This is a genomic window from Paraburkholderia terricola, from assembly GCF_900142195.1.
In the GTDB taxonomy this organism is placed as follows: Bacteria; Pseudomonadota; Gammaproteobacteria; order Burkholderiales; family Burkholderiaceae; genus Paraburkholderia; species Paraburkholderia terricola.
In genome coordinates, this window is sequence record NZ_FRAB01000007.1 from 71,037 (window position 1) to 93,356 (window position 22,320).

The following is a 22,320-nucleotide window of genomic DNA, read 5'->3' on the forward strand; positions in this document are numbered from 1 at the left end:
GCAAGGTTCTCCGTTGAGGCTCGATCTTGTCGATTCCAGGCGGCCCGCGGCTCGATGCGCGAACCGGTGGCGTCGCCGCAGGTGAATTTACGTATAGTAAAAGCAATTACGAATAGTGAAACTAACGTATACCCTGAAAACGACCCGGACAAGCCCCGGAAGCCCGTAACGACAAGCGTTCGGCCGATAACGTTATGAGCATTTTGTTCATGTGCGCACGGTGCGGACTGCTACCATCAATGGAATGCGGCAACCGAGTCGCGTTGCCGAGCGCCGAGCGCGTCCATTGCTAATCTCTCGCCTACATGATTCCGCCGACCATCCCCAACCTCATCGAGCGCGCCGCCCACCACCCGTTTCTCGGCGAACATCTGGCAATGGGAACGGGCGCGCATCACGACATCGCGCTCGCACGCTTCGACGGGCAGGAGCTCACCAGCGCTTACGAGCCGATCTTCGACATCAGCGTGCATGCGTTGGCGCAGTCGTTGTCGTCGGGTCCGGAGGGGGTCGACCGTTTCGGCGATGAACTCGGCTTTCAGGCGGTCACCCAGCGTCTGGACGGGCCGCCGTTCGAGGTATTCGATCCGTTCGACCGCATCGTCGACGATCAGGAACTGGTCGCGCTCGACCGCATGTCGCGCGCGCTGCACGCGATCAATTTCTTCGGGACGCAGCGGCACGGTCTGCTGTTTCTACGCGTGCACGAACGTCTGCTCAAGAGCGTGAAGTACGACCACGGACTGCATTTTTCGACCGTGCTGGTGTCGTTCGGGCTGAACCCGTCGCGGGTGGTGATCGAATTGCCGGCCGCGGCGGTCGCGCATAAGACCTTCCTCGGCTATCTGACGCAGAGCTATCAGCGCTACGGCTTCAAGGTGGCGGGCAATCTGTCCAACGCGGGCCAGATTTTGTCGGTGTCGGAAACCGCGCGGCTCGATTTTCTGAAGATGGACGCCGCGACCGCGTTGCGCGATGCGACCGTGAAACCGCTAGTGGGTTACGCGAACCGGTTGCGGATTCCGTTGATCTTCAATCGCGTGATGGATGAGCCGCAGTTCGTGGCCCTGCAACAGTACGACGTGCGCTTCGTGCAAGGGCCGTTGTTCAACGCGCATTACCACGACCGAGCGGTTTGATCGGCGGCTTGATCGGCCGGTTGATGTGCCTTGCGGTTGTACGCGCCGGCGCTTCGACCGTATCGCCCAGGCGCCGCGCGAGCGCCTTGAGCCGCGGCGCGACGGTTTCACGAAACACCTCCTCTCCCATCGACGACGCCGGCCCGCTGCAACTCAGCACCAGCCAGCGTCCTTCACGCGGCTCGCGAAACGGCACGGCCACCGCGTTCACGTCGTCGTGCCACGCGCGGAACGAATAGCAGCAGCCTTCGCCGGCGAACGCGGCGATCGACTTTTCCACCTCCGCGATCAGCGCCGCGCCTGGCGCGCCTGGTTTACCCGCCGCTTTCCTGAGCTCGGCGAGCAACGCGGCGCGCACGTCCGCCGGCTGCACGGCGAGATACGCGCGCCCCATCGAACTCGTCAGCATCGACAGTTTCGAACCCGATGCGAGCCCGAGCGTCAACGCGGTTTCGCTGCGGATCGTCTCCAGATAAATCATGTCGAGCCCGTCGCGGCAACCGAGCGAAACCGCCGCGCCCACCTCGCGCGCGAAATTACGCATATGCGGACGAGCCAGTTCGAGCGTGTCCGTGCCCGAAAGCAATGCGAATCCTAGTGAGAGCACGCCGGCGTCGAGCGCGTATTTGCCCAGCGTTTCATCGAGCCGCAGATAACCCAGCACGCTCAGCGTGTAAGCGAGGCGGTTGACCGTCGCCTTCGGCAAACCGGTGCGTTCGACGAAATCGCGATTGCCCAGCATTGTTTCGCCCGGCTTGAACGCGCGCAGCAAGTCCAGCCCGCGCGCGAGGGCAACGACGAATTTGCGCTCGTCGAGCGGTTCGGAGAGGGTGGATGCAGGCGTCATCAGGTGATACACTCGATCGGTGATTTGCAAAACATTGTTTCGCTTAGCGGAACATAAGTCAAGTTGGAATCAAGCAAGGAATCAGGAGATACGTCATGGCCGAGGCCGCGCAGTTTCACTGGGAAGACCCGCTGCTGCTCGATCAGCAGCTCACCGAAGACGAACGCATGGTGCGCGAGGCCGCTGCGGCCTATGCGCAGGACAAGCTGCAGCCGCGCGTGCTCGAAGCGTTCCGTCATGAAAAGACCCACATCGAGATTTTTCGCGAAATGGGTGAACTCGGCCTGCTCGGCCCGACGATTCCCGAGCAATACGGCGGCCCCGGTTTGAACTACGTCGCATACGGCCTGATCGCGCGTGAAGTGGAGCGCGTCGATTCCGGCTACCGGTCGATGATGTCCGTGCAGTCCTCGCTGGTGATGGTGCCCATCCACGAATTCGGCTCGGAGGCGCAGAAGCGGAAGTACCTGCCGAAACTCGCCACCGGCGAATGGATCGGCTGCTTCGGGTTGACCGAACCGAACCATGGCTCCGATCCGGGCAGCATGGTCACGCGCGCGAAGAAGGTGGACGGCGGCTATTCGCTGTCGGGCTCGAAGATGTGGATCACCAATTCGCCGATCGCGGACGTGTTCGTCGTGTGGGCGAAGCTCGAGGAAAACGGCAAGGACGCGATTCGCGGCTTCATTCTCGAGAAAGGCTGGAAGGGGCTGTCTGCGCCCGTCATCCATGGCAAGGTGGGCTTGCGGGCGTCGATCACCGGCGAAATCGTGCTCGACGAAGTGTTCGTTCCCGAAGAAAACCGTTTTCCGGAAGTCAGCGGCTTGCGCGGTCCGTTCACGTGTCTGAATTCGGCGCGCTACGGTATCGCCTGGGGCGCGCTCGGCGCAGCCGAAGCATGCTGGCACACCGCGCGTCAGTACGTGCTGGATCGCAAGCAATTCGGCCGGCCGCTCGCCGCGAACCAGTTGATCCAGAAGAAACTCGCCGACATGCAAACCGAAATCACGCTCGGCCTGCAAGGCGTGCTGCGCCTCGGCCGCATGAAGGACGAAGGCACGGCGGCCGTGGAGATCACCTCGATCATGAAACGCAACTCATGCGGCAAGGCGCTGGACATTGCGCGGCTCGCGCGCGACATGCTCGGCGGCAACGGCATCTCCGACGAGTTCGGCGTCGCGCGGCATCTGGTGAATCTGGAAGTGGTCAACACCTACGAAGGCACGCACGACATTCACGCGCTGATTCTCGGGCGCGCGCAAACGGGAATTCAGGCGTTTTTCTGATGTCTTCCTGACATGCCGATAAGAAGCAAAAGGCCGGTTCACCTCGAACCGGCCTTTTTCGTTGTGACGCCGCGCTGCAGCTAACGGCGCGCTTCACGGTGCATCAACCGCCTACTTGTTCGGCTGCGGCGTCATGCGCAGGTACGGACGCAGCGCCTTGTAGCCCTTCGGGAACTTCTGCTTGATGACTTCCTCGTCTTTCAACGACGGCACGATCACCACGTCATCGCCCTGCTTCCAGTTGCCGGGCGTGGCGACCGAGTGGTTGTCGGTGAGTTGCAGCGAGTCGATCACGCGCAGCACTTCGTCGAAGTTGCGGCCCGTGCTCGCCGGATACGTGATGATCAGACGCACCTTCTTTTTCGGATCGATCACGAAGAGCGAGCGGACCGTGAGCGTTTCATTGGCGTTGGGGTGGATCATGTCGTACAGCTCGGCCACCTTGCGGTCGCCGTCGGCGAGAATCGGGAAGCCGACATTGGCGGCTTGCGTCTCGTTGATGTCCTTGATCCATTCCTTATGCGACTCCGCGCTGTCGACCGACAACGCGATCGTCTTCACGTTGCGCTTTGCGAACTCGTCGGCCAGCTTCGCCGTCAGGCCGAGTTCCGTGGTGCAGACGGGCGTGAAATCGGCGGGGTGCGAGAACAGCACGCCCCAGCTATCGCCCAGCCATTCATGGAACTTGATGCGGCCGACACTCGACTCCTGTTCGAAATCGGGTGCGATATCGCCAAGACGTAGACTCATGTTGCATCTCCTTTAAAGTATTCGGGCATTCCGCGCGAGCATTCGCCCGCGCCGCCCCGCCACGATAAATCATATGGTAGCGGCGGTACATGACGAACCAACATCGCGTCACTACTTTATGCGTTTTTGTAATTTTCACCGATATAGTGGAAACTTTGCGGGACAGATCAACTCCATCGGAGGCAAACTGTCGCCTGCAATGTGTTGCGGGTCGTCGTGCAATGGCTTTGCTTCAACCGGGAACGGTTCGTGCGTTCGCTTGCGTCAACCGAGCACTGCGCTCGCCAGCGGCCGTTTCTTTGGTTACGATTCACGCGTGGCGTGAGACGAAGGGGAGCTGTCAATGTCGGAAGTCAACAAGGAGAGATTGATGTCGGATATCAAAACGGTCCTCGCGGACGCAGAAGATTTGCTGAAACAGGCCGCGAGCGCCACCGGCGAGCGCGCCTCGGAGTTGCGTGAAACGGCGCTTACGCGTCTGAAACAGGCGAAGGAAAAGGCGGCTGACGTCCAGGTCGTGGTGGTCGAAAAAGGCAAGAAGGCCGCCCGCGCCACCGACGACTACGTGCACGAGCATCCGTGGGCATCGATCGGCATCGCGGCGGGTGCGGGCGTGCTGCTGGGGTTGTTGATCAACCGCAAGTAACACGGTGACGCTGCCGGACGGTCGCGTCCGGCCCACTGGTAAATCGAGCGGACCGGCGCATGCCTGGCCGGTCCGTTTCTCCTGGCGCGCACCTTTGCACGCGCCGCCCAGGCCATCACGCGCAACGCCCACAGCCATGACGATCGAAACACAAACACAGCGCGCAGAACATAGTCCGTTACGCCGCATCGTCGGTTCGGTGTTCGCCATTCTGCAAACGCGGCTCGAACTGGTCGGTATCGAGCTCGCCGAGGAAAAAGACCGGCTGCTCGCCGTGCTGTTCCTCGGTCTCGCCGCCATGATGCTCGCCACGATGGCCTTGATCGCCTTGACCGCGCTGATCGCCATTGCGTTCTGGGACACCTACCGATGGCAGGCGCTCGCCGGCATTACCGCCGTGTATGCGATTGCGGGATTAGTCTGTGCGCTGAAAGCGCGCAGCGGTTTGCGCAACGCACCGCTGGTGTTCGAGGCCACCCTTGCGGAATTCGAAAAAGACCGCGACGTGTTCCGCAAACCGTGACAACCCACGCGCAACGGGTGTCGCTACGATGCCCGGCGCTTGCGTTGGGATTTCGAGCGATTTGCAGCGCCGTTTGACTGCACCACCTTCACTGCCGCCGACACACCATGAGCCAAAGCCATTCCGATACCGCCTTCCGTGCCAAGCGCCAACCGGCCAAGGATCTGAGCGCGCCACACTTGCGAGCGTTGCGCAAGGAATTGCTGCTGGTGCGCGCGGATGTGGAGCGCATGGAACTCGCTCAGGCCACCATCGAATTGCGGCAGGCGGTCACGCATTTCAGTTGGCTCAAGTTTATTCTGCCGGGCTTGGGCGGCGTGCGCGTGGGCAAAGGAACGAAGTCGAGCTTGATCAACGCGGGGACCATTGGCGTGCTCCTCAAACAGTATCCCCTCATCAGTTCGATCGCCTCGCTGGTTCTCGCCAAACCGCTGCGTGCAACCGTCGCGGCAGGTGCAAAACCCGCACTGAAGTGGGGCGGCCTCGCGCTTGCCGCATGGGAAGCGTATCGGATCTGGCAGCAAATGAAGCGCGATTCCGCTGCGCCTCGTACCGTCAAGACCGAATCGAACCCGTAACGGTGAGCGCGGCATTGCTTGCGGCAGAAGCCCTGCCTCTGCCTGGTTAGCCCGTATTCCAGCATTCGCCGCTTGCCGGCGTCACACCGTTTGCTCCATTCCTGTTGCCTCGCTGCCCCGTCGCGTCGAGCGTGAAAACCCCACAGGGGTCGTCGCGCATCGGACCGGTTTCGCTCGGCGCGGCCTCTATCGAATAGCCACCATTGGAATCGTCCGCCTGCAGCACGCGCAGCCGGTAGACCGCCGCGCCGAATTGCGGCGCCTGGTCCATGCCCGGCAACAGCGTGGACGCGCTGCCGCTTGCCGCGCCCGCGCCCTCGACGAATTGCGCGGCGCGATAAAGGGCGGACGCGGCGTCGATGCGATGCGTTCGCGCGACGTGATCGCGATACGAAGGTACGGCGAACACTGCCAGCGTGGCGACTATCGCCAGCGTGATCATCAGTTCGAGCAGCGTGAATGCGGATGTGTGCAGCCTTGTCATGGACCTCCCGTCAGAATGGCCGTGCGGCGACGTGGCGCCAATGACGCTCGATCGTTTCGTCCTCGATGACCAGCTGCATCTGCAACCAGACCTGTGACTCGTTGTTACGGCCGAAGCCACGCGAGGTCAGCAGATAGGCTCGAGCATCGGCGCGGGTGCCGAGACGCCAGGCTTCGATCAGGCATTGCGGCGCGCGCACCGATCCTGGCCATTGCGCAAGGGGCGCGACGGCGTTCGCCTCGAAGGCGGCTTCGAGTTTCCATTGCGCCGGCTCTCCGGGCGCGGCCGGCATCGGCGTCACGGATGCTGCCGCGATGGCACTGCGCGCGCACAGGAGCAACGCCGAATCGGCGGCATGAAACGCCTGCAAATAATCGCGCACGTTGGTGGTGGCGCGCGCCGCCGCAAGCGATGTTTCGAACCAGGCCGCGGAGGTGGTCAGCATCATCGCTGAAATCAGCAGGACGATTGGCAGGACTGCGCCGCTTTGACGATCGCGGAATCGGCCGCCTGCCATGCGCATGATGCGTCCGAGATATTGCGGCTGCTCGCGGCCTCGTGAATGCTTCCCGCAAGCGCCGCGCAACGCCAGTTTGCTTCGACGTTTCACCATCAAGAGGCCTCCGCATGATTGCGTATCGCGACTCGCCGCGAGAACGCCTGCCGAGCGCGCGAATCCGCCCCAGGCATGCTGACGCCGTCGCAATCGACGTAGGGCAAGCGCTGGCTCCGTGGCGCGCCGCGCACCAGCACACAGAGATCGACCGCAACGATGCTGGCCCATTGATCGGCCGTCACCGCCGAAGCGTCGACCGCGCTCGGCGCGCCTGCCAGCCAGTACTTGAGCCGCACCCGTTCGACGCCTTCGATGAGCGGCTGCGCGAATCCCACCCTGCCGCTGCCTTCGCAGTAAAGCTCGGGCTCGCCCGTCGAACCACTGACGCGGGCGAAATATCGATTGACCACGGGCACGCCCTGGTCGCCGAGCGCCGCGCCGCTGTCCGCCACAGCCTGACCGAGACAGTCCGTTATTTGTCCGCTCGCGGAGGGCCACGTGGAGACGTTGTCTCCCACGTAGCGTACGGCCACGCCGTCCGAGTGACCGGGCAACGTCTCGCAGGCAAGACTGTCGTCGGCCCCTGTCGGGCGACCGCCCGAACATCCGAACAAGGGCGGCGGACTGTTGTAACGCGCGACGTCCGCGGGCACGAAGCCGGCCATTTGTAATTGCTGGCCAACCAGCGTAAGCGCCGTCAAGCCGGCTTCGCGAATGCGCATCGCATCGCCCGCGTGTTCGAATGCGGAGCGCTGCGTGGTGTACAGCGACACCGCACCCGCGGTCACCACCAGTCCCAGCGCCATGGCGATCACAAACTCGACCAGCGTATGACCGTGTTGGGCGCGTTGGGCGCGTTGGGCGCGTGCACGATACAGGCGCCGCGTCATTTCACGAACGCCAGCGCAACGCATGAGGAACCCGCAGGGACGTCCACGCCGCCGCAAGACTCGGGCTTGTCGATCACGTCGTCGGCACCTGGCATGTCTCGCACGGACGCCCATGTGACGCGCGCAAAAGAGACGCCGCCACTGTCAGCCACCGAAGCCTGACCTTGCGGCAGAAGAGCGGCTGCATGCACGCTCCATTGCCTGATCGCGGAATCGCCAGCGGAGGGCTCGCGCATCGTTTCCGCGACGGAGTCGGCGATCCACGCGGCGTGTTCGCGCATCGCCATCGCACGAGCTTCGCGCGCGCTCCACACCTGACCGGCGATCAACCCGAGGGCCGTGACGGCCATCAACACGACGGCCAGCATGACTTCGATCAGCGTGCTGCCGCGGCGTTTCGATCCGCTGCGGCGTGACCATCGGCTCTGTGAATATCGCCTCATGACTCCGCCCCGCATGCCCCTTCGACGATCCGCACGCGGCCGCCCGCCGCGATCCGTAGGCAGCGTCGCCACTTGTCTCCCTGCGTCGCCTTGGATGGCGCGCGCGGTCCGATATCAAAGCTGCGAAAGGTGCCGATCAACTGTCCCGCCGGCGGCGTAAACGTGAGATTCGTTTGCGTGCCGACAATGCTTACCGCCGCCAGCAGCGGATGCGCGCGCAACAGCGACACCGTGCTGCCCCGCTCGGCCAGCACCGCCCAGCCGCACGACCAGTCGGTCACGCCATTGCCGCACGGTTGCCCGGCGGCGAGGCAATGCCGCGCCGCGTCGATCCGGCACACCGTGACTCGTGTGCCGCGTCGTAGCGCTTCACTGCGCGCATAGGCGAGCGTTGACGCGAGCGCCTTCGTGCGCGCGTCGACCTGATCGCGCACGTGCCACGCGACGAACGACGGCGTTGCCATCACCGCGATCACCGCCAGCAGCGCGACGACGGCCAGCGTTTCGACAAGCGTGAAGCCGCGGCATGGCCGCGTGAAAAACGCATCCGCTTTCATCTGCATCCCTGCTCGTTACAAAGAATGCAGCCAATCTAGCGATTTGCAAACGCGCCAACAATCGGCCGAACGGCCAGGTGGCGCTCAGACGCTATCCCGCGCAAAAATGCACGCGACCAACCATCATGGGGAGCGGGAGATGCGAATGCGCGAGACAACGCGGCAAAAGACGGCACCTCGAACACGACGCGAGGCGCGACAGCGATTAACGCTTGCGAGAAGGCTTGGGAGGCGAGGAGGCGCGGCGGAATTCCTCGATGACGTCCTCGAATTCGGAGACGTCTTCGAAGCGCCGGTAGACGGAGGCAAAGCGAACATAGGCAATCGTGTCGAGTGCGCGCAGCTCGTTCATCACGAGTTCGCCGAGGCGCTCGCTGCGCACCTCGCGCTCGCCGCTGCCGAGCAACAGATACTCGATTCGGGCGACCGCCGCGTCGATCGCGTCCGCCGCCACCGGCCGCTTGCGCAGCGCCAGTTGCATGCTCGCGACGATCTTGCGGCGATCGAATTCGGTGCGGCTGCCATCCTTCTTGACGACCGACGGCAACGCCAGCTCGACCCGCTCGTACGTCGTGAAACGTTTGTCGCAGGCCGGGCAGCGGCGCCGCCGCCGAATCGTCGCGCCGTCTTCGGACACGCGCGAGTCGACGACCTGCGTATCGGCGTGACGGCAGAAGGGGCAGTGCATGACGGCTTAGCGGTAGACCGGGAAGCGCTGGGTCAGCTCGGCGACTTGCGCGCGCACACGTTCGAGCGTGGCGGCGTCTTCCGGGTTGTCCAGCACGTCGGCGATCAGGTTGCCCACCTGCTCCGCTTCCTTGACGCCGAAGCCGCGCGTGGTCATGGCCGGCGAGCCGAGACGGATACCGCTCGTCACGAACGGCTTTTCCGGATCGTTCGGAATCGCGTTCTTGTTGACCGTGATGTGCGCGGCGCCGAGCGCCGCTTCCGCTGCCTTGCCGGTGATCTTCTTCGCGCGAAGATCGACCAGCATGACGTGGCTTTCAGTACGGCCCGAGACGATGCGCAGACCGCGCTTGACCAACGTTTCGGCCAGCACGCGTGCGTTTTCGACGACCTGCTGCTGATACGCCTTGAATTCCGGCGACAGCGCTTCCTTGAACGCGACGGCCTTGCCGGCGATCACGTGCATCAGGGGACCGCCCTGGATGCCGGGGAAAATTGCCGAGTTGATCTGCTTCTCGAACTCGGCCTTCATCAGGATCACGCCGCCGCGCGGGCCGCGCAGGCTCTTATGCGTGGTGGTGGTGACGAAGTCGGCGTGCGGCACCGGGTTCGGGTAGACGCCGGCGGCGATCAAACCCGCGTAATGCGCCATGTCGACCATGAAGTAGGCGCCAACCGACTTGGCGATCTTCGACAGGCGTTCGAAGTCGATACGCAGCGCGAATGCGGACGCACCCGCCACGATGAGCTTCGGCTTGTGCTCCTGCGCGAGCTTCTCGGCTGCGTCGTAGTCGATGTCTTCAGCCTCGTTCAGGCCATAGCTCACCACGTTGAACCACTTGCCCGACATGTTGACCGGCGAACCGTGCGTGAGGTGACCGCCGTGCGCGAGGCTCATGCCCATGATCGTGTCGCCCGGCTTGAGCATGGCGAAGAACACGCCCTGGTTCGCCTGCGAACCCGAATTCGGCTGGACGTTCGCGGCTTCTGCGCCGAACAGTTGCTTGACGCGGTCGATCGCCAGCTGCTCGGCGATATCGACGAATTCGCAGCCGCCGTAGTAGCGCTTGCCCGGATACCCTTCGGCGTATTTGTTGGTGAGTTGCGAGCCTTGCGCAGCCATCACGGCCGGGCTCGTGTAGTTTTCCGACGCGATCAGTTCGATGTGCTCTTCCTGACGGCGGTTTTCCTGCTCGATGACTTTCCAGAGTTCAGGATCGACGTTGGCGATGGTGCTTTGGGCTCTGTCAAACATACGGATTCCGTTGAGTGTTTTCAGGTTGACCGGATTGTGCGCCGAATCTTGCGTAGAGGGTACGCGGCGCTGCTGGCGGCTGGGCCAGCCCAGACGTGGCGGAAGGAGAGTCGCCGCACACGCGAGGCAGGACAGCCACCGTCAGCGCAGATCGATGCGCGCGGATCACGGCTGCCCAGGCGAACGGCAAAACGGCACCCTGCGCTTCACGGTGGGTTGTTCCACCTTGAACCCGATTGCTTGAACCGGTTCTATCGCCAGTCACGCAGGGATGAGCGCGTTAGTTTATTGGAAGAGGATCGAATAGGCAACCGGCTTCCCGCCGCCGCCGCGGGCACTTCCGAAGCGGGCCATGGCGTCGTTGTATGCGGCGCGCAAACGTCTGAGGAAGGGCGGCCCGGAGGCCGTTCCGCATCCCTCCCAGAGCCGCTTGTAAGGCTGGTTCATCCTTGCCGCAGCGCCGCATTGGAAGTAGGCTTGGGGCCTTTCTCTCCAACCGACCAGGGAACTGCAATGATTGTGTTCGTCACCGGAGCGTCCGCGGGATTCGGCGCCGCCATCGCTCGCGCTTTCGTGAAGGGCGGCCATCGGGTCGTCGCCACCGCGCGCCGCAAGGACCGCCTCCAGGCGCTCGCCGACGAACTCGGCGACGCGCTTCTGCCTTACGAGCTCGACGTGCGCGACCGCGCCGCCGTCGAAGCCGTGCCGGCCGCGTTGCCAGCCGATTTCGCGGCGCTCGACGTGCTCGTGAACAACGCCGGCCTTGCGCTCGGCGTGGAGCCGGCGCACAAGGCGAGCCTCGACGAATGGAACACGATGATCGAGACCAACTGCACCGGCCTCGTGCAGGTTACGCACGCGCTCCTGCCCGGCATGGTGGAGCGCAACCGCGGGCATATCTTCAACCTGGGCTCGGTGGCCGGCCGCTGGCCCTACCCCGGCGGCAACGTCTACGGCGCCACCAAGGCATTCGTGCGCCAGTTCAGCCTAAACCTGCGCGCCGATCTGGCCGGCACCGCGCTGCGCGTGACCGACATCGAGCCGGGCCTGTGCGGCGGCACGGAATTCTCGAACGTGCGTTTTCGCGGCGACGACGAAAAAGCCGGCAAGGTCTATGAGAACGTCCAACCGCTCACGGCGGAGGATATCGCCGACTCGATCTACTGGATCGCCACGCGCCCCGCGCACGTCAACATCAACACGATCGAGCTGATGCCGGTCGCGCAATCATTCGCCGGTTTGGCCATTCATCGCGGCTAAAGCCCGCCAGGCGGGACGCACATCTTGAAACAGACCTCCTGGTGTGCGTTCCGGTAAAATGCGCCGCATGAATATGTCGACCAGCCAGCCCGGCACGGAAATCGGCTTCACATGGCCGATCCGCGTGTATTACGAAGATACCGACGCCGGCGGCATCGTGTTCTACGCGAACTACCTGAAATTTTTCGAGCGGGCGCGAACCGAATGGCTGCGCGCGTGCGGCGTCGACCAGAACCGGCTCGCGAACGAAACGGGCGCGATTTTCATCGTGCGCAGCACGGCGGTCGACTATCGTGCGCCTGCGCGGCTCGACGATGTCGTCAACGTCGTGAGCCGGATCGAGCGGCTCGGCCGCGCCTCGGTCGACTTCGCGCAGGAAGCATGGCGCGACGGCACTTTGCTTGCGGTCGGCTCCATCCGGGTCGGCTGCGTCGAGCGAACCGCGCTGCGGCCGGCCGCGATTCCTCCGCCGGTACTCGCTGCGTTGCGCCGCGGGCCGGGCATCGGCGAAGGCGGGGTGTCAACGGACAACGACTGAACCTCGTTGTTACGGGGCCGGTGAACTCGTATCGATCAAGCAGCACAAAGCATGGTTCGGCTTGCAGCGTCGCCGATGCTGCCGTTTTGCTCACGGCAGGCTTCGATGGCCTTGCAGCCGGACGCCCCCTTCCGGGACGTTAAAACGAACCTTTATGAACACTACACAAGATCTGTCGATCGTTTCCCTCGTACTCAATGCGAGCCTGCTGGCGCAGGCCGTCATGGCCCTGCTGCTGTTGTTGTCGCTGTTGTCGTGGACTTTCATCTTCCGCAAGTGGTTTGCGATCCGCCGGGCGCGCGCGCAAACTGAACGCTTCGAACGCGATTTCTGGTCGGGCGGCGACCTGCAGGCGCTCTACCAGAGCGCCGCGAACAATCGCCACACGATCGGCGCGCTGGAACGGATCTTCGAATCCGGCATGCGCGAATTCCTGAAGGGCAAGGAAAAACGCCTGAACGATCCGGGCGCGATCCTCGACGGCGCACGCCGCGCCATGCGGGCCGCGTTCCAGCGTGAAATGGACGTGCTCGAAGCCAATCTCGCGTTTCTCGCCTCGGTGGGTTCGGTCAGCCCGTATATCGGTCTGTTCGGCACGGTCTGGGGGATCATGAATGCGTTCCGCGGTCTCGCCAACGTCCAGCAGGCCACGCTTGCGAACGTCGCGCCGGGCATCGCCGAAGCGTTGACCGCCACCGCGATCGGCCTGTTCGCCGCGATTCCGGCCGTGGTTGCCTACAACCGCTACGCGCACGACATCGACCGCCTGGCAATCCGCTTCGAGACCTTCATCGAAGAGTTCTCGAACATCCTGCAGCGCCAGGCACAGTAAGGGGTCCAAGATGGCAGGCTCACATTCCAGTATGCGTGGCGGCCGTTCGCGCCGCGCGATGTCCGACATCAACGTCGTGCCGTACATCGACGTGATGCTCGTGCTGCTCGTGATCTTCATGGTGACCGCGCCGCTCGTCGCCCCGTCGATCGTCAATCTGCCGACCGTCGGCGGCGCCGCGCCGCAGCAGCAAACCCCGCCCGTGATCGTGAATATCCGCGCGGACGGCAACATGAGCGTCAAGTACAAAGACGACGCGGGCGCGCAGCAGCAGGAAAACATGACGAAAGCCGACCTCAACGGCTTCATCACCGACCGTTCGCAAACGCATCCTGACCAGCCTGTCGTGATCGCCGCCGACAAGACCGTGAAGTACGAAGTCGTGATGAACGTGATGTCCGAGCTGAAAGCCCGGGGCGTCAAACGCGTTGGATTGCTCGTCAAATCGCAATGATCCGCAAGAATTCCGACTACCCGCTCCAGCCGCCGCGTGAACGCGGCACCGGGCGAGCCTTTGCGTTCGCTCTGGTGATGCACGCGCTGCTCGGGTTCTTTCTGTACCACGGCATCCAGTGGCAGAACAGTACGCCGGAAGGCGCTGAAGCGGAGCTCTGGACCGAGGTGCCGGACACGGCGATCCCGCGCCCGGCTCCGCCTCCTCCCGTGCCGGTGGCCCCTGCCCCGCCGCTGCCCGATGAACAGGCTGACATCGCGTTGCAGGAGAAGAAACGCAAGCAGCAGGAGGCCGCGCGCGAGGCGCAACTCGCCGAGCAGCAGCGTCAGCAGAAATTGCAGGCTCAACAGGAAGCCGAGGCGAAACGTCAGCAGCAACTCGCCGCGGAGCAGGCGGCGCAAAAGGCCGCGGCGCTCAAGCAGAAGCAGTTGCAGCAACAGCAGCAGCAGGCCGACAAGCTCAAGCAACAGCAATTGGCCGAGCAGCAGAAACAGCAGCAATTGAAGGAACAGCAGCAGGAACAGCAAAAACAGGCCGAAGCCGAAGCGCAGAAGAAAGCGGACGCGCAGAAGGCGGCAAAGGCCAAGGCTCAGGCCGAGGCTGCCGCGCAAGCGAAGAAACTCGATGCCGAACGTCGCGCGCGTCTCGCGCAAATGCAAGGCATGGCGGGCGGCGAAGGCTCGACCGGCAACGGGCTTGCGAAGAGCGGCACCGGCAGCGGCTCGGGCGGCACGGCGGCGTCGCCGGGTTACGCGGACAAGGTGCGTCGCGTGGTGCGCCCGAACATTACGTGGGGCGGCGAAACGGAAGGCCTGGAGACGGTGATCTCCGTGCGCTGTTCGCCGACGGGCACCTTGTTGAGCGCAACGATCTCGCGCAGCAGCGGCAACCCCGCGTGGGACGACGCCGCGTTGCGCGCCGTGCAGCGTTCCGATCCGATGCCTCAGGACATCGACGGCAAGACGCCGGGCAGCTTCAAGATCACGCTGCGCCCGGCAGGTTGACGAAGGCCTTGACAGTCAGTTGACAGCAGACGCGGCGCCCCGCCCAGCGTGGCGCGCCGGGGAACGAAATAAAGGTTCGAGGGTCTGTCTGCTGTTGTGAAGCGTTAGTAAAACCGTTTTTGGGGAATCCATACAGCATGAGTTTGATGACCAAGCTAGGCCTGCGGACACTTGTAGCGTCGTGCCTGATCGCCGTCGGCGGCGCCGCCAACGCACAACTCAACGTCCTCGTGACGGGCGTCGGGTCCACCCAGTTTCCGATCGCAACGGCGAATTTCGCCAATGAAGCGAACTCGCCGCAACAGGTCAGCACGATCGTGCGGCAGGATCTGCAACGCAGCGGCAAATTCACCAACATCGACGCGGGCAGCACGCCGGTGCCGGAAACGGCGTCCGTCGACCTCGGCAGCTGGAAGGCCAAGGGCGCCAATGCGTTCGTGTCGGGCAGTGTGAACCGTCTGCCGAACGGCCAGTACGAAGTGCGCTTCAAGCTGTACGACACGGTCAAACAGGAAAGCCTCGGCGGCCTCGTGCTGGTGAGCCCGGAAAGCGGCTTGCGCATGAGCGCGCACAAGGTCGCGGACTACATCTACGCGAAGCTGATGGGCGGGCGCGGCGTGTTCGCCACGCGCCTGTCGTACGTCATCAAGACCGGCGGCCGTTATCAGTTGCAAATCTCCGATTCGGACGGCCAGGACGCGCACATCGCGCTGTCGAGCCCTGAGCCGATCATCTCGCCGGCATGGTCGCCCGACGGCACCAAGGTCGCTTATGTTTCGTTCGAGAAGAAGAAGCCGATCGTCTATATCCACGATCTGCCCACGGGCCGTCGCGTCGTGGTCTCCGACCAGAAGGGCAATAACAGCGCACCGGCGTGGTCGCCGGATGGCCGCACGCTGGCCGTCGCGCTCTCGCGCACCGGCAACACGCAGATCTTCGCCGTCAATGCGGACGGCAGCGGGCTGCGGCGTCTGACGCAAGGCAGCTCGATCGACACGGAACCCACCTTCTCGCCTGACGGCCAGTCGATCTATTTCACCAGCGATCGTGGCGGCCAACCGCAGATCTACAAGATGTCGGCCCAGGGCGAAAGCGCCGGCAGCGCACAGCGCGTCACCTTCACGGGCAGCTACAACACGAGCCCGCGCGTCAGCCCCGACGGCAAGCAACTCGCGTATATTTCGCGCGTCGGCGGCGGATTCAAGCTTTATATCCAGGACCTGCAAGGCAATACGGCCACGGGTCTGACGGACACGACACATGACGAATCGCCGAGCTTCGCGGCGAACGGTCAGTACATTCTTTACGCCACACAGGTGAACGGCCGTGGCGTGTTGGCCGCGGTATCGACCGATGGTCGCACCCGGCAGGTCCTGTCCGTTCAGGGCGGCAGCGTGCGCGAGCCGTCCTGGGGCCCGTTTATGCAATAACGTTGATGCAATAACACAAGGAGAGTAAAAAATGATGTCCAAGCTTCGTTTCGCATTTGCCGTTCTGATGGTCGGTGCGCTGGCCGCATGTCACTCGGGCGTCAAGCTCGACGAAAACGCCAACAAGGGCGGTGCAATCGGCACGCAACCGAACCCGACCGATGTCGCACAGGTCAACGTCGATCCGCTGAACGATCCGAACAGCCCGCTCGCCAAGCGCAGCATCTATTTCGACTTCGACAGCTACTCGGTCAAGGACGACTATCAGTCGCTGCTGCAGCAACACTCGCAATACCTTAAGAGCCATCCGCAACGCCACGTGCTGATTCAGGGCAACACCGACGAACGCGGTACGAGCGAGTACAACCTGGCGCTCGGCCAGAAGCGTGCTGAAGCCGTGCGCCGTTCGTTGTCGCTGATGGGCGTGACGGACTCGCAAATGGAAGCCGTGAGCCTCGGCAAGGAAAAGCCGCAAGCCACGGGTCATGACGAATCGTCGTGGGCACAGAACCGCCGCGCCGACCTCGTGTACCAACAGTAAGTAACGGGTGATGAGCCGAATGACGCATCGTTTCTCCTGGCTGCGGTTTGCCGCAGCGGCCTGCGTCGCGGGCACGGCCTTCGCGGCTGTGCCCGCGCATGCGGGCATGTTCGACGACGACCAGGCCCGCCAGGCCATTCTCGATCTGCGCTCGAAGACCGAAAGCCTGTCGAGCCAGTTGTCGGCCGCGCAACGCACGATCCTCGATCAGTCCAACCGTCTCGACCAGTTGAATCAGCAGGTCGCCACGCTGCGCGGGCAGAACGAGGACATGGCCAACCAGCTCGCCGCGGTGCAAAAGCAGCAGAAGGACTACTACACCGATCTTGATACGCGTCTGAAGAAATTCGAGCCGCAGCAACAGACGGTGGACGGGGTCCAGGGCGAGGTGCAGCCGGGCGAAACCGAGTCGTTCAATGCGGCTTCGCAACAGTTCCGCAGCGGCGACTTCAAGAACGCGGCGGCGTCGTTCCGTAGCTTCATCTCCAAGTATCCGAATAGCCCTTATCAGCCGACCGCTCAGTACTGGCTCGGCAACGCGCTGTATGCGCTGCGCGACTACAAGGGCTCGACGGCGACGTGGCAAGGTGTGGTGAAGAACTACCCGCAACATCCGCGTGCGCCGGAAGCGCTGCTTGCGATTGCGAACAATCAGCTTGAGCAAGGTCAGAAGGCCGCGGCCAAGAAGACGCTCGAACAGATCGTCGCGCAATACGGCGGCTCGGATGTCGCGCAGTCGGCTCAGAGCAAGCTGTCGCAAATCAAGTAGCGCAGAAGTTCCTCGCAGTTGGCAGTCACGCGCAGTGTCCGACGTCAAAGCCACGCGCGCCTCTCGCTGAAAAACCCGGGTATCGCTACCCGGGTTTTTCACTATCTGAAGTGCTGATAGCTTGGCCAACCACCATCGGTTGACAGCCTACACGCGCTATCGCTATAATTTCGCTTCTCTTTTGGGTCGTTAGCTCAGCTGGTAGAGCAGCGGACTTTTAATCCGTTGGTCACAGGTTCGAATCCCGTACGGCCTACCAAAAGATTCAAGGGCTTACACGCGTTTGCGTCGTAAGCCCTTTTCTTTTTCCGCATCCTTTTCCAACTTCGTTCATTTGCGGCGTCAAAAAATCGCGCCCGGATCTGCCGCGACAATTTATATCACAATCACATATAATCGACGCTTTCGCTCTGCGCGCCCGGCTTCTGAAAGAGCCTCACGCGCCGCGGCACAAACCTTCAAGCCACTCACTACCGATCCGATCTTGCCACACTCCGCCGTCATTCGCTGGCTCGCCCGCTTCGCTCCGCCCACCATCGCCATCGAATGGAAGGAGCGCTTTCGTTCGTGCCTCGGCGCGCTCATCGGCATCACGTTCACCGGCGCCATCACTCATCTTCTGCTCGGCTCGAGCGGCAACATCCCGATGCTGGTCGCGCCGATGGGCGCCTCCGCCGTGTTGCTGTTCGCCGTGCCGGCGAGTCCGCTTGCGCAACCGTGGTCCATCATCGGCGGCAACCTCGTTTCGGCGACGGTGGGCGTCACGTGCGCCATCTGGGTCCACGATCCCTTGCCGGCGGCGGCGCTTGCCGTCGCGGCGGCGATCTGCGCGATGTTTGCGCTGCGCTGCGTGCACCCGCCGTCCGGAGCGGTCGCGCTCACCGCCGTGCTGGGCGGCCCGGCCGTGCATTCGCTAGGTTACGGCTTCGTGATCGAACCGATCGCGCTTCAATCGGCTGCGCTGCTTTGCGCCGCGATCGTCTATCACACGCTGACCGGGCATCGCTATCCCCATTCCGCGCGGCACCACGGCGACAAAACGGCCGCGACCGCGCAGCCGCGCTCCGGCTTCACGCGTGCGGATCTCGACGCCGTGCTCAAGCGGCAAGGCGAACTGCTCGACATCGCGCCCGACGACCTCGAATCCCTGCTACGTGCATTGCAGTTGCAAACCTACGCTCGCACTTTCGACGAACTGACGTGCGCGGACATCATGTCGCGCGGCGTCATCACCGTGTCGGCGGGAACGCGTGCGGCGACCGCGTGGAGCATCCTGAAACGCCACGGCGTGAAAGCCTTGCCGGTAACGGACGAAGCGCAACATGTGATCGGCATCGTCACACGGGCCGACCTCGGCAGTAGTCAGCAGTTCGGCATGTTCACCAGCGTCCGCCACAAGCTGTTTGGCCGCCGGCGCGCCGGCGAACCCGTCGTGGGCGCGCTGATGACCACCCAGGTGCGCACGGTGGACACCTCCACCTCGATCGCGGACCTCGTGCCGCTTTTTGCCGACTTCGGACATCACCACATTCCGGTGCTGGACAGCGAGACGCGACGACTGGCCGGCATGGTGACCCAAGCCGACCTGATCGCCGGTTTGTATCGTCAGCCGCACAGGCAACTGCAAGCACAAGCACGACAACAGCGCGCCGCCGCCTGATTCGAACAAACTTCGCTCAGCCCCACCACGCCCCGAAATCTCACGTCATGACAAAGATAGCCGCACCCTTTTCCACGAGCCACCCATGAAGCCTCACCCTCGCGAGCTTGGCAAAGCCGATTTCGAGCAGCTATCCGAGTTCCGCTATCAGATGCGGCGCTTCGAACGCTTCTCCGAACAGGCCGCCCAGAGCGAAGGCATCACGCCCTTGCAATATCTGCTGCTTCTGCACATCAAAGGCTATCCGCGGCGAGACTGGGCGACGATCGGCGAGTTGGCCGAGCGGCTGCAAGCGCAGCATCACGGTGTGGTGGCATTGGTGTCGCGCTGTGAAGCGCTCGGCCTCGTCAAGCGCAAGGTCAGCGAGACCGATCGCCGCCAGGTGGAAGTGCATCTGCAAAAGCCCGGCGAAAAGACGCTCGCGAAGCTGGCCGCACTGCACCGCGCCGAGCTGAAGTCGCTCGAAGGCGCTTTCAATGTTCCGCAGATCGATCTTTAGGCGTCTTTGAGCCGCTTTTCTTTCGACCACCGCGTTCGACCACCCGCCGCGGCCCGCCAACCCACCACCGCCCCGACCATGACCGCCGACACCTACAAACGCGACTTCGCCGCCAACCGCCGCCTGCCGGGCATCGCCCTGCTGGCCGCGTGCATCGGCGCAATCAGTACGCTGGCGGCTTTCGCGCTGCTGAGCCTGATTCACCTGTTCACGAACCTGTTTTTCTTCGGCGCGCTGTCCTTCGCGGACCGCTCGCCGTCGCATAACACGCTAGGCGCATGGGTCGTGCTGGTGCCGGTGGCGGGCGGGCTGATCGTCGGCCTGATGGCGCGCTACGGATCGGAAAAGATTCGCGGCCACGGCATCCCCGAAGCGATCGAGGCGATCCTGTTCGGCAAGAGCCGCATGTCGCCGAAGGTAGCGGTGCTCAAGCCGCTGTCCTCGGGCATCGTGATCGGCAGCGGCGGCCCGTTCGGCGCCGAAGGCCCGATCATCATGACGGGCGGCGCGCTCGGCTCGCTGATCGCGCAGTGCGTGCGCGTGAGCGCGGCGGAACGCAAGACGCTGCTGGTCGCGGGCGCCGCGGCCGGCATGACCGCGGTGTTCGGCACGCCGGTCGCGGCGGTGCTGCTTGCGGTCGAGTTGCTGCTGTTCGAATGGCGGCCGCGCAGTTTCTTGCCCGTCGCGCTGGCGTGCGCGGTGGCGGGTTTCGCGCGGGCACCGCTGTTCGGCGCGGGGCCGCTGTTTCCGCTTGAAACGACGCCGCCCGGCGCACTATCGCTTTTCGCGTGCGTGCTGGCCGGGCTGCTCTCGGGAGCCTTGGCAGCGGGGCTGTCCGCGGCGCTCTACAAGACCGAGGACCTGTTCGGCAAGCTGAGCATTCACTGGATGTGGTGGCCCGCGCTCGGCGGCCTCGTGGTCGGCATCGGCGGCTTTATCGAGCCGCGCGCGCTCGGTGTCGGGTATGACGTCATCGGCGATCTGTTGCATCTGCATCTGGCATTGCAGGCTGCGCTTGCGTTGTTGCTCGTGAAAGCCGTCATGTGGGTCGTCGCGCTCGGCTCGGGCACGTCGGGCGGCGTACTGGCGCCGCTGCTGATGCTGGGCGCCGGTCTAGGCGTGGTGATGAGCCATCTGCTGCCGGGCAGCGACCCCGCGCTGTGGCCGCTCGTCTGCATGGCGGCCACGCTCGGTGCGACGCTGGGCGCGCCGCTTACCGCCATCGTGTTCGCCTTCGGGCTGACTCACGACAGCAATGCGTTGCTGCCGCTTCTCGCCGCCACGCTGGTCGCGCACGGCTTCGCGACGGTCGTGATGCGACGCTCGATCATGACCGAGAAAATCGCGCGCCGCGGTTATCACATTTATCGTGAATACGGCGTCGATCCGCTCGAACGTCATTACATCGACGAGGTGATGACGCGCGAAGTGGAAACGATCGATGCCCAACTGACGGTCGGCGAAGCGCTAGCGAAGTACTTCGGCGCGACGCAAATGCATCGGGCGTATCCGGTGATCGATGCGGGCAAGGTGGCGGGCGTGGTCGAGCGTGCGACGCTCGAACGTGCACGCACCGAGTGGGACGGCGCTGGCGCCGCGACCACGCTGCTCGAATTGATGAAAACGCGTGCGCCGGTCGTCGCGGTGCCGGGCGAAACTTGCCGCCTGGTGGCAACGCGGCTTGCGGTTCATAACCTGGAACGCGTGCCCGTAGTGGACGATGCAAACACGCGGCGGCTCGTCGGCATCGTGTCCCGCAGCGATCTGGTGAAGCCGTCGCTCGCTCACTTCGACGAAGAGCACAAGAAGGAACGCTTCAGGCGTCTCGGCCCACGCTCGGCAAAGCGCCGCCTGTCGCCGGTGCGGCGTGCCGGCTGAGCGCGCCAGCCCTAACCGGGCGCGATTTTCGTCGCGCGAGCGAGCGGGCAACGGGCCGTGAGCCGTTGCAAATCGCGCTGAATCGGAATGACATGACTGCATTTCCCACAGTCGAAACGAACAATCCCAGAGCGTTCGTCGTCATTGCACGTACAACAAGAGCCGCACTCCTACACGCGACTTAACCAGCACCGATAGATACAACGGACGACAAACGTGAACATTTATTGAGACATCAAGACGTGCAATGATCGCCGCCGATCCAGCGAAACAGGCTGTGATACCGCGTGAGTAGACGCTCTGGCAACGCCGCAGCCCCCTGCGCTTTCATTCCGTCGAGATGGCCAATTTCCTGTTCAATCTTGTCTCAAACCTCGCATTGCTGGCGGCCGTGCTGATTGTCTGTCATCTATGCAACCGGCTGATACCGGGCGCGACGCTCAATGGGCCGCATGTGTTTGTCGGGCTCGCATTGGCCGCACTGCTGTTCGATGCCGCGCTGACCTTTCTCATATTCGCCGATGCGCAAAACCGCTACGGCCAGTTCAGCACGCGTGCTGCGTTTTTTCAACGCGCCGGCGCCTATGGGCTTGCAGGGCTCGCCGCCTTCGGCTGGCGCTATCTGTGGCGCCGCTCGCGCCAGGCTAAAGCCGGTGACTCGCTTGTCATCCGCACTTCGCCGTATTCGGAATCGCATCTGCCGATGTAACGCGACGCCCTTTGCGATCAATTGTTTTGCAAAATCCGCCCGAGAGAGCGAAAAAAAACGGCGTCGCGAGATTCGCGACGCCGTTTGTCGTTCCGGCCACACCAG

Annotated in this window: 25 protein-coding genes, 1 tRNA gene, 1 pseudogene and 1 riboswitch; of the genes and pseudogenes, 18 read left to right on the forward strand and 9 right to left on the reverse strand. The window is 63.5% G+C overall.

Annotated elements, in window-relative coordinates:
- The first annotated feature begins 305 nt into the window (after positions 1 to 305).
- The gene (locus tag BUE39_RS08280; RefSeq protein WP_073428169.1) at positions 306 to 1,139 is read left to right on the forward strand and encodes an EAL domain-containing protein; all 834 of its coding nucleotides are present in this window, start codon (positions 306 to 308) and stop codon (positions 1,137 to 1,139) included.
- Positions 1,140 to 1,200: 61 nt separating this feature from the next.
- On the opposite strand, the pseudogene BUE39_RS08285 reads toward BUE39_RS08280, so the two are convergent.
- A pseudogene (locus BUE39_RS08285) lies at positions 1,201 to 1,986 on the reverse strand (IclR family transcriptional regulator); the annotation flags it as partial.
- Positions 1,987 to 2,081: 95 nt separating this feature from the next.
- Between BUE39_RS08285 and BUE39_RS08290 the strand changes: the two are divergent.
- Positions 2,082 to 3,272, forward strand: coding sequence for an acyl-CoA dehydrogenase (locus BUE39_RS08290; RefSeq protein WP_073428170.1), 1,191 nt, complete (start codon positions 2,082 to 2,084; stop codon positions 3,270 to 3,272).
- A 111-nt stretch (positions 3,273 to 3,383) separates the two neighbouring features.
- On the opposite strand, the gene BUE39_RS08295 is transcribed toward BUE39_RS08290, so the two are convergent.
- A complete protein-coding gene (locus tag BUE39_RS08295) occupies positions 3,384 to 4,022 on the reverse strand; it encodes a peroxiredoxin (RefSeq protein ID WP_073428171.1) in 639 nt (212 codons plus the stop codon).
- A gap of 343 nt (positions 4,023 to 4,365) precedes the next feature.
- Between BUE39_RS08295 and BUE39_RS08300 the strand changes: the two genes are divergently transcribed.
- The 3 genes from BUE39_RS08300 to BUE39_RS08310 all read left to right on the forward strand — a co-directional run bounded on the left by BUE39_RS08300 (position 4,366) and on the right by BUE39_RS08310 (position 5,769).
- A complete protein-coding gene (locus tag BUE39_RS08300) occupies positions 4,366 to 4,668 on the forward strand; it encodes an ElaB/YgaM/YqjD family protein (RefSeq protein ID WP_028198798.1) in 303 nt (100 codons plus the stop codon).
- A gap of 136 nt (positions 4,669 to 4,804) precedes the next feature.
- Positions 4,805 to 5,191, forward strand: a complete 387-nt coding sequence (locus BUE39_RS08305; protein WP_073428172.1) for a phage holin family protein — start codon at positions 4,805 to 4,807, stop codon at positions 5,189 to 5,191.
- 107 nt (positions 5,192 to 5,298) lie between these two features.
- On the forward strand, positions 5,299 to 5,769 hold the full coding sequence (locus tag BUE39_RS08310) for a DUF3318 domain-containing protein (RefSeq protein ID WP_073428173.1): 471 nt from the start codon (positions 5,299 to 5,301) through the stop codon (positions 5,767 to 5,769).
- Positions 5,770 to 5,815: 46 nt separating this feature from the next.
- On the opposite strand, the gene BUE39_RS08315 is transcribed toward BUE39_RS08310, so the two are convergent.
- From BUE39_RS08315 to glyA, 7 genes are all read right to left on the reverse strand, one after another.
- Positions 5,816 to 6,253 carry a type IV pilin protein gene (locus tag BUE39_RS08315; protein ID WP_073428174.1) on the reverse strand — a complete coding sequence of 146 codons (438 nt, stop codon included), beginning with the start codon at positions 6,251 to 6,253 and terminating at the stop codon, positions 5,816 to 5,818.
- A gap of 10 nt (positions 6,254 to 6,263) precedes the next feature.
- Positions 6,264 to 6,866, reverse strand: coding sequence for a pilus assembly PilX family protein (locus BUE39_RS08320; RefSeq protein WP_412534854.1), 603 nt, complete (start codon positions 6,864 to 6,866; stop codon positions 6,264 to 6,266).
- Entirely contained in the window at positions 6,866 to 7,699 is an 834-nt protein-coding gene (locus BUE39_RS08325) for a PilW family protein (protein ID WP_073428175.1), read from the reverse strand. Before BUE39_RS08325 ends, BUE39_RS08320 begins: the two co-directional genes overlap by 1 nt.
- Positions 7,696 to 8,142 carry a type IV pilus modification PilV family protein gene (locus BUE39_RS08330; protein ID WP_073428176.1) on the reverse strand — a complete coding sequence of 149 codons (447 nt, stop codon included), beginning with the start codon at positions 8,140 to 8,142 and terminating at the stop codon, positions 7,696 to 7,698. The genes BUE39_RS08325 and BUE39_RS08330 overlap by 4 nt, the downstream gene beginning before the upstream one ends.
- Complete coding sequence (locus tag BUE39_RS08335; protein WP_073428177.1) at positions 8,139 to 8,705, reverse strand: GspH/FimT family pseudopilin; 567 nt, start codon at positions 8,703 to 8,705, stop codon at positions 8,139 to 8,141. The genes BUE39_RS08330 and BUE39_RS08335 overlap by 4 nt, the downstream gene beginning before the upstream one ends.
- 199 nt (positions 8,706 to 8,904) lie before the next feature.
- Entirely contained in the window at positions 8,905 to 9,387 is a 483-nt protein-coding gene (gene nrdR / locus BUE39_RS08340; RefSeq protein ID WP_012431825.1) for a transcriptional regulator NrdR, read from the reverse strand.
- 6 nt (positions 9,388 to 9,393) lie between these two features.
- Positions 9,394 to 10,641 carry a serine hydroxymethyltransferase gene (gene glyA, locus BUE39_RS08345; protein ID WP_073428178.1) on the reverse strand — a complete coding sequence of 416 codons (1,248 nt, stop codon included), beginning with the start codon at positions 10,639 to 10,641 and terminating at the stop codon, positions 9,394 to 9,396.
- A gap of 166 nt (positions 10,642 to 10,807) precedes the next feature.
- A riboswitch (ZMP/ZTP riboswitch) is annotated at positions 10,808 to 10,916 on the reverse strand.
- A gap of 238 nt (positions 10,917 to 11,154) precedes the next feature.
- On the opposite strand from glyA, the gene ydfG reads away from it, so the two are divergent.
- The 13 genes from ydfG (at position 11,155) to BUE39_RS08415 (ending at position 22,215) form a co-directional block, all read left to right on the forward strand.
- Positions 11,155 to 11,901 carry a bifunctional NADP-dependent 3-hydroxy acid dehydrogenase/3-hydroxypropionate dehydrogenase YdfG gene (gene ydfG, locus BUE39_RS08355; RefSeq protein ID WP_073428179.1) on the forward strand — a complete coding sequence of 249 codons (747 nt, stop codon included), beginning with the start codon at positions 11,155 to 11,157 and terminating at the stop codon, positions 11,899 to 11,901.
- A gap of 58 nt (positions 11,902 to 11,959) precedes the next feature.
- Positions 11,960 to 12,439, forward strand: a complete 480-nt coding sequence (gene ybgC / locus BUE39_RS08360; RefSeq protein ID WP_073428180.1) for a tol-pal system-associated acyl-CoA thioesterase — start codon at positions 11,960 to 11,962, stop codon at positions 12,437 to 12,439.
- Positions 12,440 to 12,593: 154 nt separating this feature from the next.
- Positions 12,594 to 13,271 carry a protein TolQ gene (gene tolQ / locus BUE39_RS08365; protein ID WP_007179119.1) on the forward strand — a complete coding sequence of 226 codons (678 nt, stop codon included), beginning with the start codon at positions 12,594 to 12,596 and terminating at the stop codon, positions 13,269 to 13,271.
- 10 nt (positions 13,272 to 13,281) lie between these two features.
- Positions 13,282 to 13,725, forward strand: a complete 444-nt coding sequence (tolR, locus tag BUE39_RS08370; RefSeq protein ID WP_073428181.1) for a protein TolR — start codon at positions 13,282 to 13,284, stop codon at positions 13,723 to 13,725.
- Positions 13,722 to 14,729, forward strand: a complete 1,008-nt coding sequence (tolA, locus tag BUE39_RS08375) for a cell envelope integrity protein TolA (protein ID WP_073428182.1) — start codon at positions 13,722 to 13,724, stop codon at positions 14,727 to 14,729. Before tolR ends, tolA begins: the two co-directional genes overlap by 4 nt.
- A gap of 137 nt (positions 14,730 to 14,866) precedes the next feature.
- Positions 14,867 to 16,159 (forward strand): Tol-Pal system beta propeller repeat protein TolB, encoded by a 1,293-nt coding sequence (tolB, locus tag BUE39_RS08380; RefSeq protein ID WP_073428183.1) that lies wholly within the window; start codon positions 14,867 to 14,869, stop codon positions 16,157 to 16,159.
- Positions 16,160 to 16,190: 31 nt separating this feature from the next.
- On the forward strand, positions 16,191 to 16,700 hold the full coding sequence (gene pal / locus BUE39_RS08385) for a peptidoglycan-associated lipoprotein Pal (protein ID WP_073428184.1): 510 nt from the start codon (positions 16,191 to 16,193) through the stop codon (positions 16,698 to 16,700).
- Between the two features lie 19 nt (positions 16,701 to 16,719).
- Positions 16,720 to 17,469 (forward strand): tol-pal system protein YbgF, encoded by a 750-nt coding sequence (gene ybgF, locus BUE39_RS08390; protein WP_073428185.1) that lies wholly within the window; start codon positions 16,720 to 16,722, stop codon positions 17,467 to 17,469.
- Between the two features lie 183 nt (positions 17,470 to 17,652).
- Positions 17,653 to 17,728 (forward strand) — tRNA-Lys (locus BUE39_RS08395).
- A 225-nt stretch (positions 17,729 to 17,953) separates the two neighbouring features.
- Entirely contained in the window at positions 17,954 to 19,129 is a 1,176-nt protein-coding gene (locus BUE39_RS08400; RefSeq protein WP_073428186.1) for an HPP family protein, read from the forward strand.
- A gap of 85 nt (positions 19,130 to 19,214) precedes the next feature.
- Positions 19,215 to 19,628, forward strand: a complete 414-nt coding sequence (locus tag BUE39_RS08405; RefSeq protein WP_073428187.1) for a MarR family winged helix-turn-helix transcriptional regulator — start codon at positions 19,215 to 19,217, stop codon at positions 19,626 to 19,628.
- Between the two features lie 78 nt (positions 19,629 to 19,706).
- Positions 19,707 to 21,506, forward strand: coding sequence for a chloride channel protein (locus BUE39_RS08410; protein WP_073428188.1), 1,800 nt, complete (start codon positions 19,707 to 19,709; stop codon positions 21,504 to 21,506).
- 340 nt (positions 21,507 to 21,846) lie between these two features.
- The gene (locus tag BUE39_RS08415; RefSeq protein ID WP_073428189.1) at positions 21,847 to 22,215 is read left to right on the forward strand and encodes a hypothetical protein; all 369 of its coding nucleotides are present in this window, start codon (positions 21,847 to 21,849) and stop codon (positions 22,213 to 22,215) included.
- Positions 22,216 to 22,320 lie beyond the last annotated feature (105 nt).

What these genes read in the sequence shown, in the direction of transcription:
- pal (WP_073428184.1), top strand. Translation starts at nt 16,191, where the DNA reads ATGATGTCCAAGCTTCGTTTCGCATTTGCCGTTCTGATGGTCGGTGCG.
- BUE39_RS08300 (WP_028198798.1), top strand. Translation starts at nt 4,366, where the DNA reads ATGTCGGAAGTCAACAAGGAGAGATTGATGTCGGATATCAAAACGGTC.
- glyA (WP_073428178.1), bottom strand. Translation starts at nt 10,641, where the DNA reads ATGTTTGACAGAGCCCAAAGCACCATCGCCAACGTCGATCCTGAACTC.
- BUE39_RS08330 (WP_073428176.1), bottom strand. Translation starts at nt 8,142, where the DNA reads ATGAGGCGATATTCACAGAGCCGATGGTCACGCCGCAGCGGATCGAAA.
- BUE39_RS08310 (WP_073428173.1), top strand. Translation starts at nt 5,299, where the DNA reads ATGAGCCAAAGCCATTCCGATACCGCCTTCCGTGCCAAGCGCCAACCG.
- tolA (WP_073428182.1), top strand. Translation starts at nt 13,722, where the DNA reads ATGATCCGCAAGAATTCCGACTACCCGCTCCAGCCGCCGCGTGAACGC.
- tolQ (WP_007179119.1), top strand. Translation starts at nt 12,594, where the DNA reads ATGAACACTACACAAGATCTGTCGATCGTTTCCCTCGTACTCAATGCG.
- ybgF (WP_073428185.1), top strand. Translation starts at nt 16,720, where the DNA reads ATGACGCATCGTTTCTCCTGGCTGCGGTTTGCCGCAGCGGCCTGCGTC.
- ydfG (WP_073428179.1), top strand. Translation starts at nt 11,155, where the DNA reads ATGATTGTGTTCGTCACCGGAGCGTCCGCGGGATTCGGCGCCGCCATC.
- nrdR (WP_012431825.1), bottom strand. Translation starts at nt 9,387, where the DNA reads ATGCACTGCCCCTTCTGCCGTCACGCCGATACGCAGGTCGTCGACTCG.
- BUE39_RS08335 (WP_073428177.1), bottom strand. Translation starts at nt 8,705, where the DNA reads ATGCAGATGAAAGCGGATGCGTTTTTCACGCGGCCATGCCGCGGCTTC.
- ybgC (WP_073428180.1), top strand. Translation starts at nt 11,960, where the DNA reads ATGCGCCGCATGAATATGTCGACCAGCCAGCCCGGCACGGAAATCGGC.
- BUE39_RS08415 (WP_073428189.1), top strand. Translation starts at nt 21,847, where the DNA reads ATGGCCAATTTCCTGTTCAATCTTGTCTCAAACCTCGCATTGCTGGCG.
- tolB (WP_073428183.1), top strand. Translation starts at nt 14,867, where the DNA reads ATGAGTTTGATGACCAAGCTAGGCCTGCGGACACTTGTAGCGTCGTGC.
- BUE39_RS08315 (WP_073428174.1), bottom strand. Translation starts at nt 6,253, where the DNA reads ATGACAAGGCTGCACACATCCGCATTCACGCTGCTCGAACTGATGATC.
- BUE39_RS08410 (WP_073428188.1), top strand. Translation starts at nt 19,707, where the DNA reads ATGACCGCCGACACCTACAAACGCGACTTCGCCGCCAACCGCCGCCTG.
- BUE39_RS08290 (WP_073428170.1), top strand. Translation starts at nt 2,082, where the DNA reads ATGGCCGAGGCCGCGCAGTTTCACTGGGAAGACCCGCTGCTGCTCGAT.
- BUE39_RS08280 (WP_073428169.1), top strand. Translation starts at nt 306, where the DNA reads ATGATTCCGCCGACCATCCCCAACCTCATCGAGCGCGCCGCCCACCAC.
- BUE39_RS08305 (WP_073428172.1), top strand. Translation starts at nt 4,805, where the DNA reads ATGACGATCGAAACACAAACACAGCGCGCAGAACATAGTCCGTTACGC.
- BUE39_RS08405 (WP_073428187.1), top strand. Translation starts at nt 19,215, where the DNA reads ATGAAGCCTCACCCTCGCGAGCTTGGCAAAGCCGATTTCGAGCAGCTA.
- BUE39_RS08320 (WP_412534854.1), bottom strand. Translation starts at nt 6,866, where the DNA reads ATGGTGAAACGTCGAAGCAAACTGGCGTTGCGCGGCGCTTGCGGGAAG.
- BUE39_RS08325 (WP_073428175.1), bottom strand. Translation starts at nt 7,699, where the DNA reads ATGACGCGGCGCCTGTATCGTGCACGCGCCCAACGCGCCCAACGCGCC.
- tolR (WP_073428181.1), top strand. Translation starts at nt 13,282, where the DNA reads ATGGCAGGCTCACATTCCAGTATGCGTGGCGGCCGTTCGCGCCGCGCG.
- BUE39_RS08295 (WP_073428171.1), bottom strand. Translation starts at nt 4,022, where the DNA reads ATGAGTCTACGTCTTGGCGATATCGCACCCGATTTCGAACAGGAGTCG.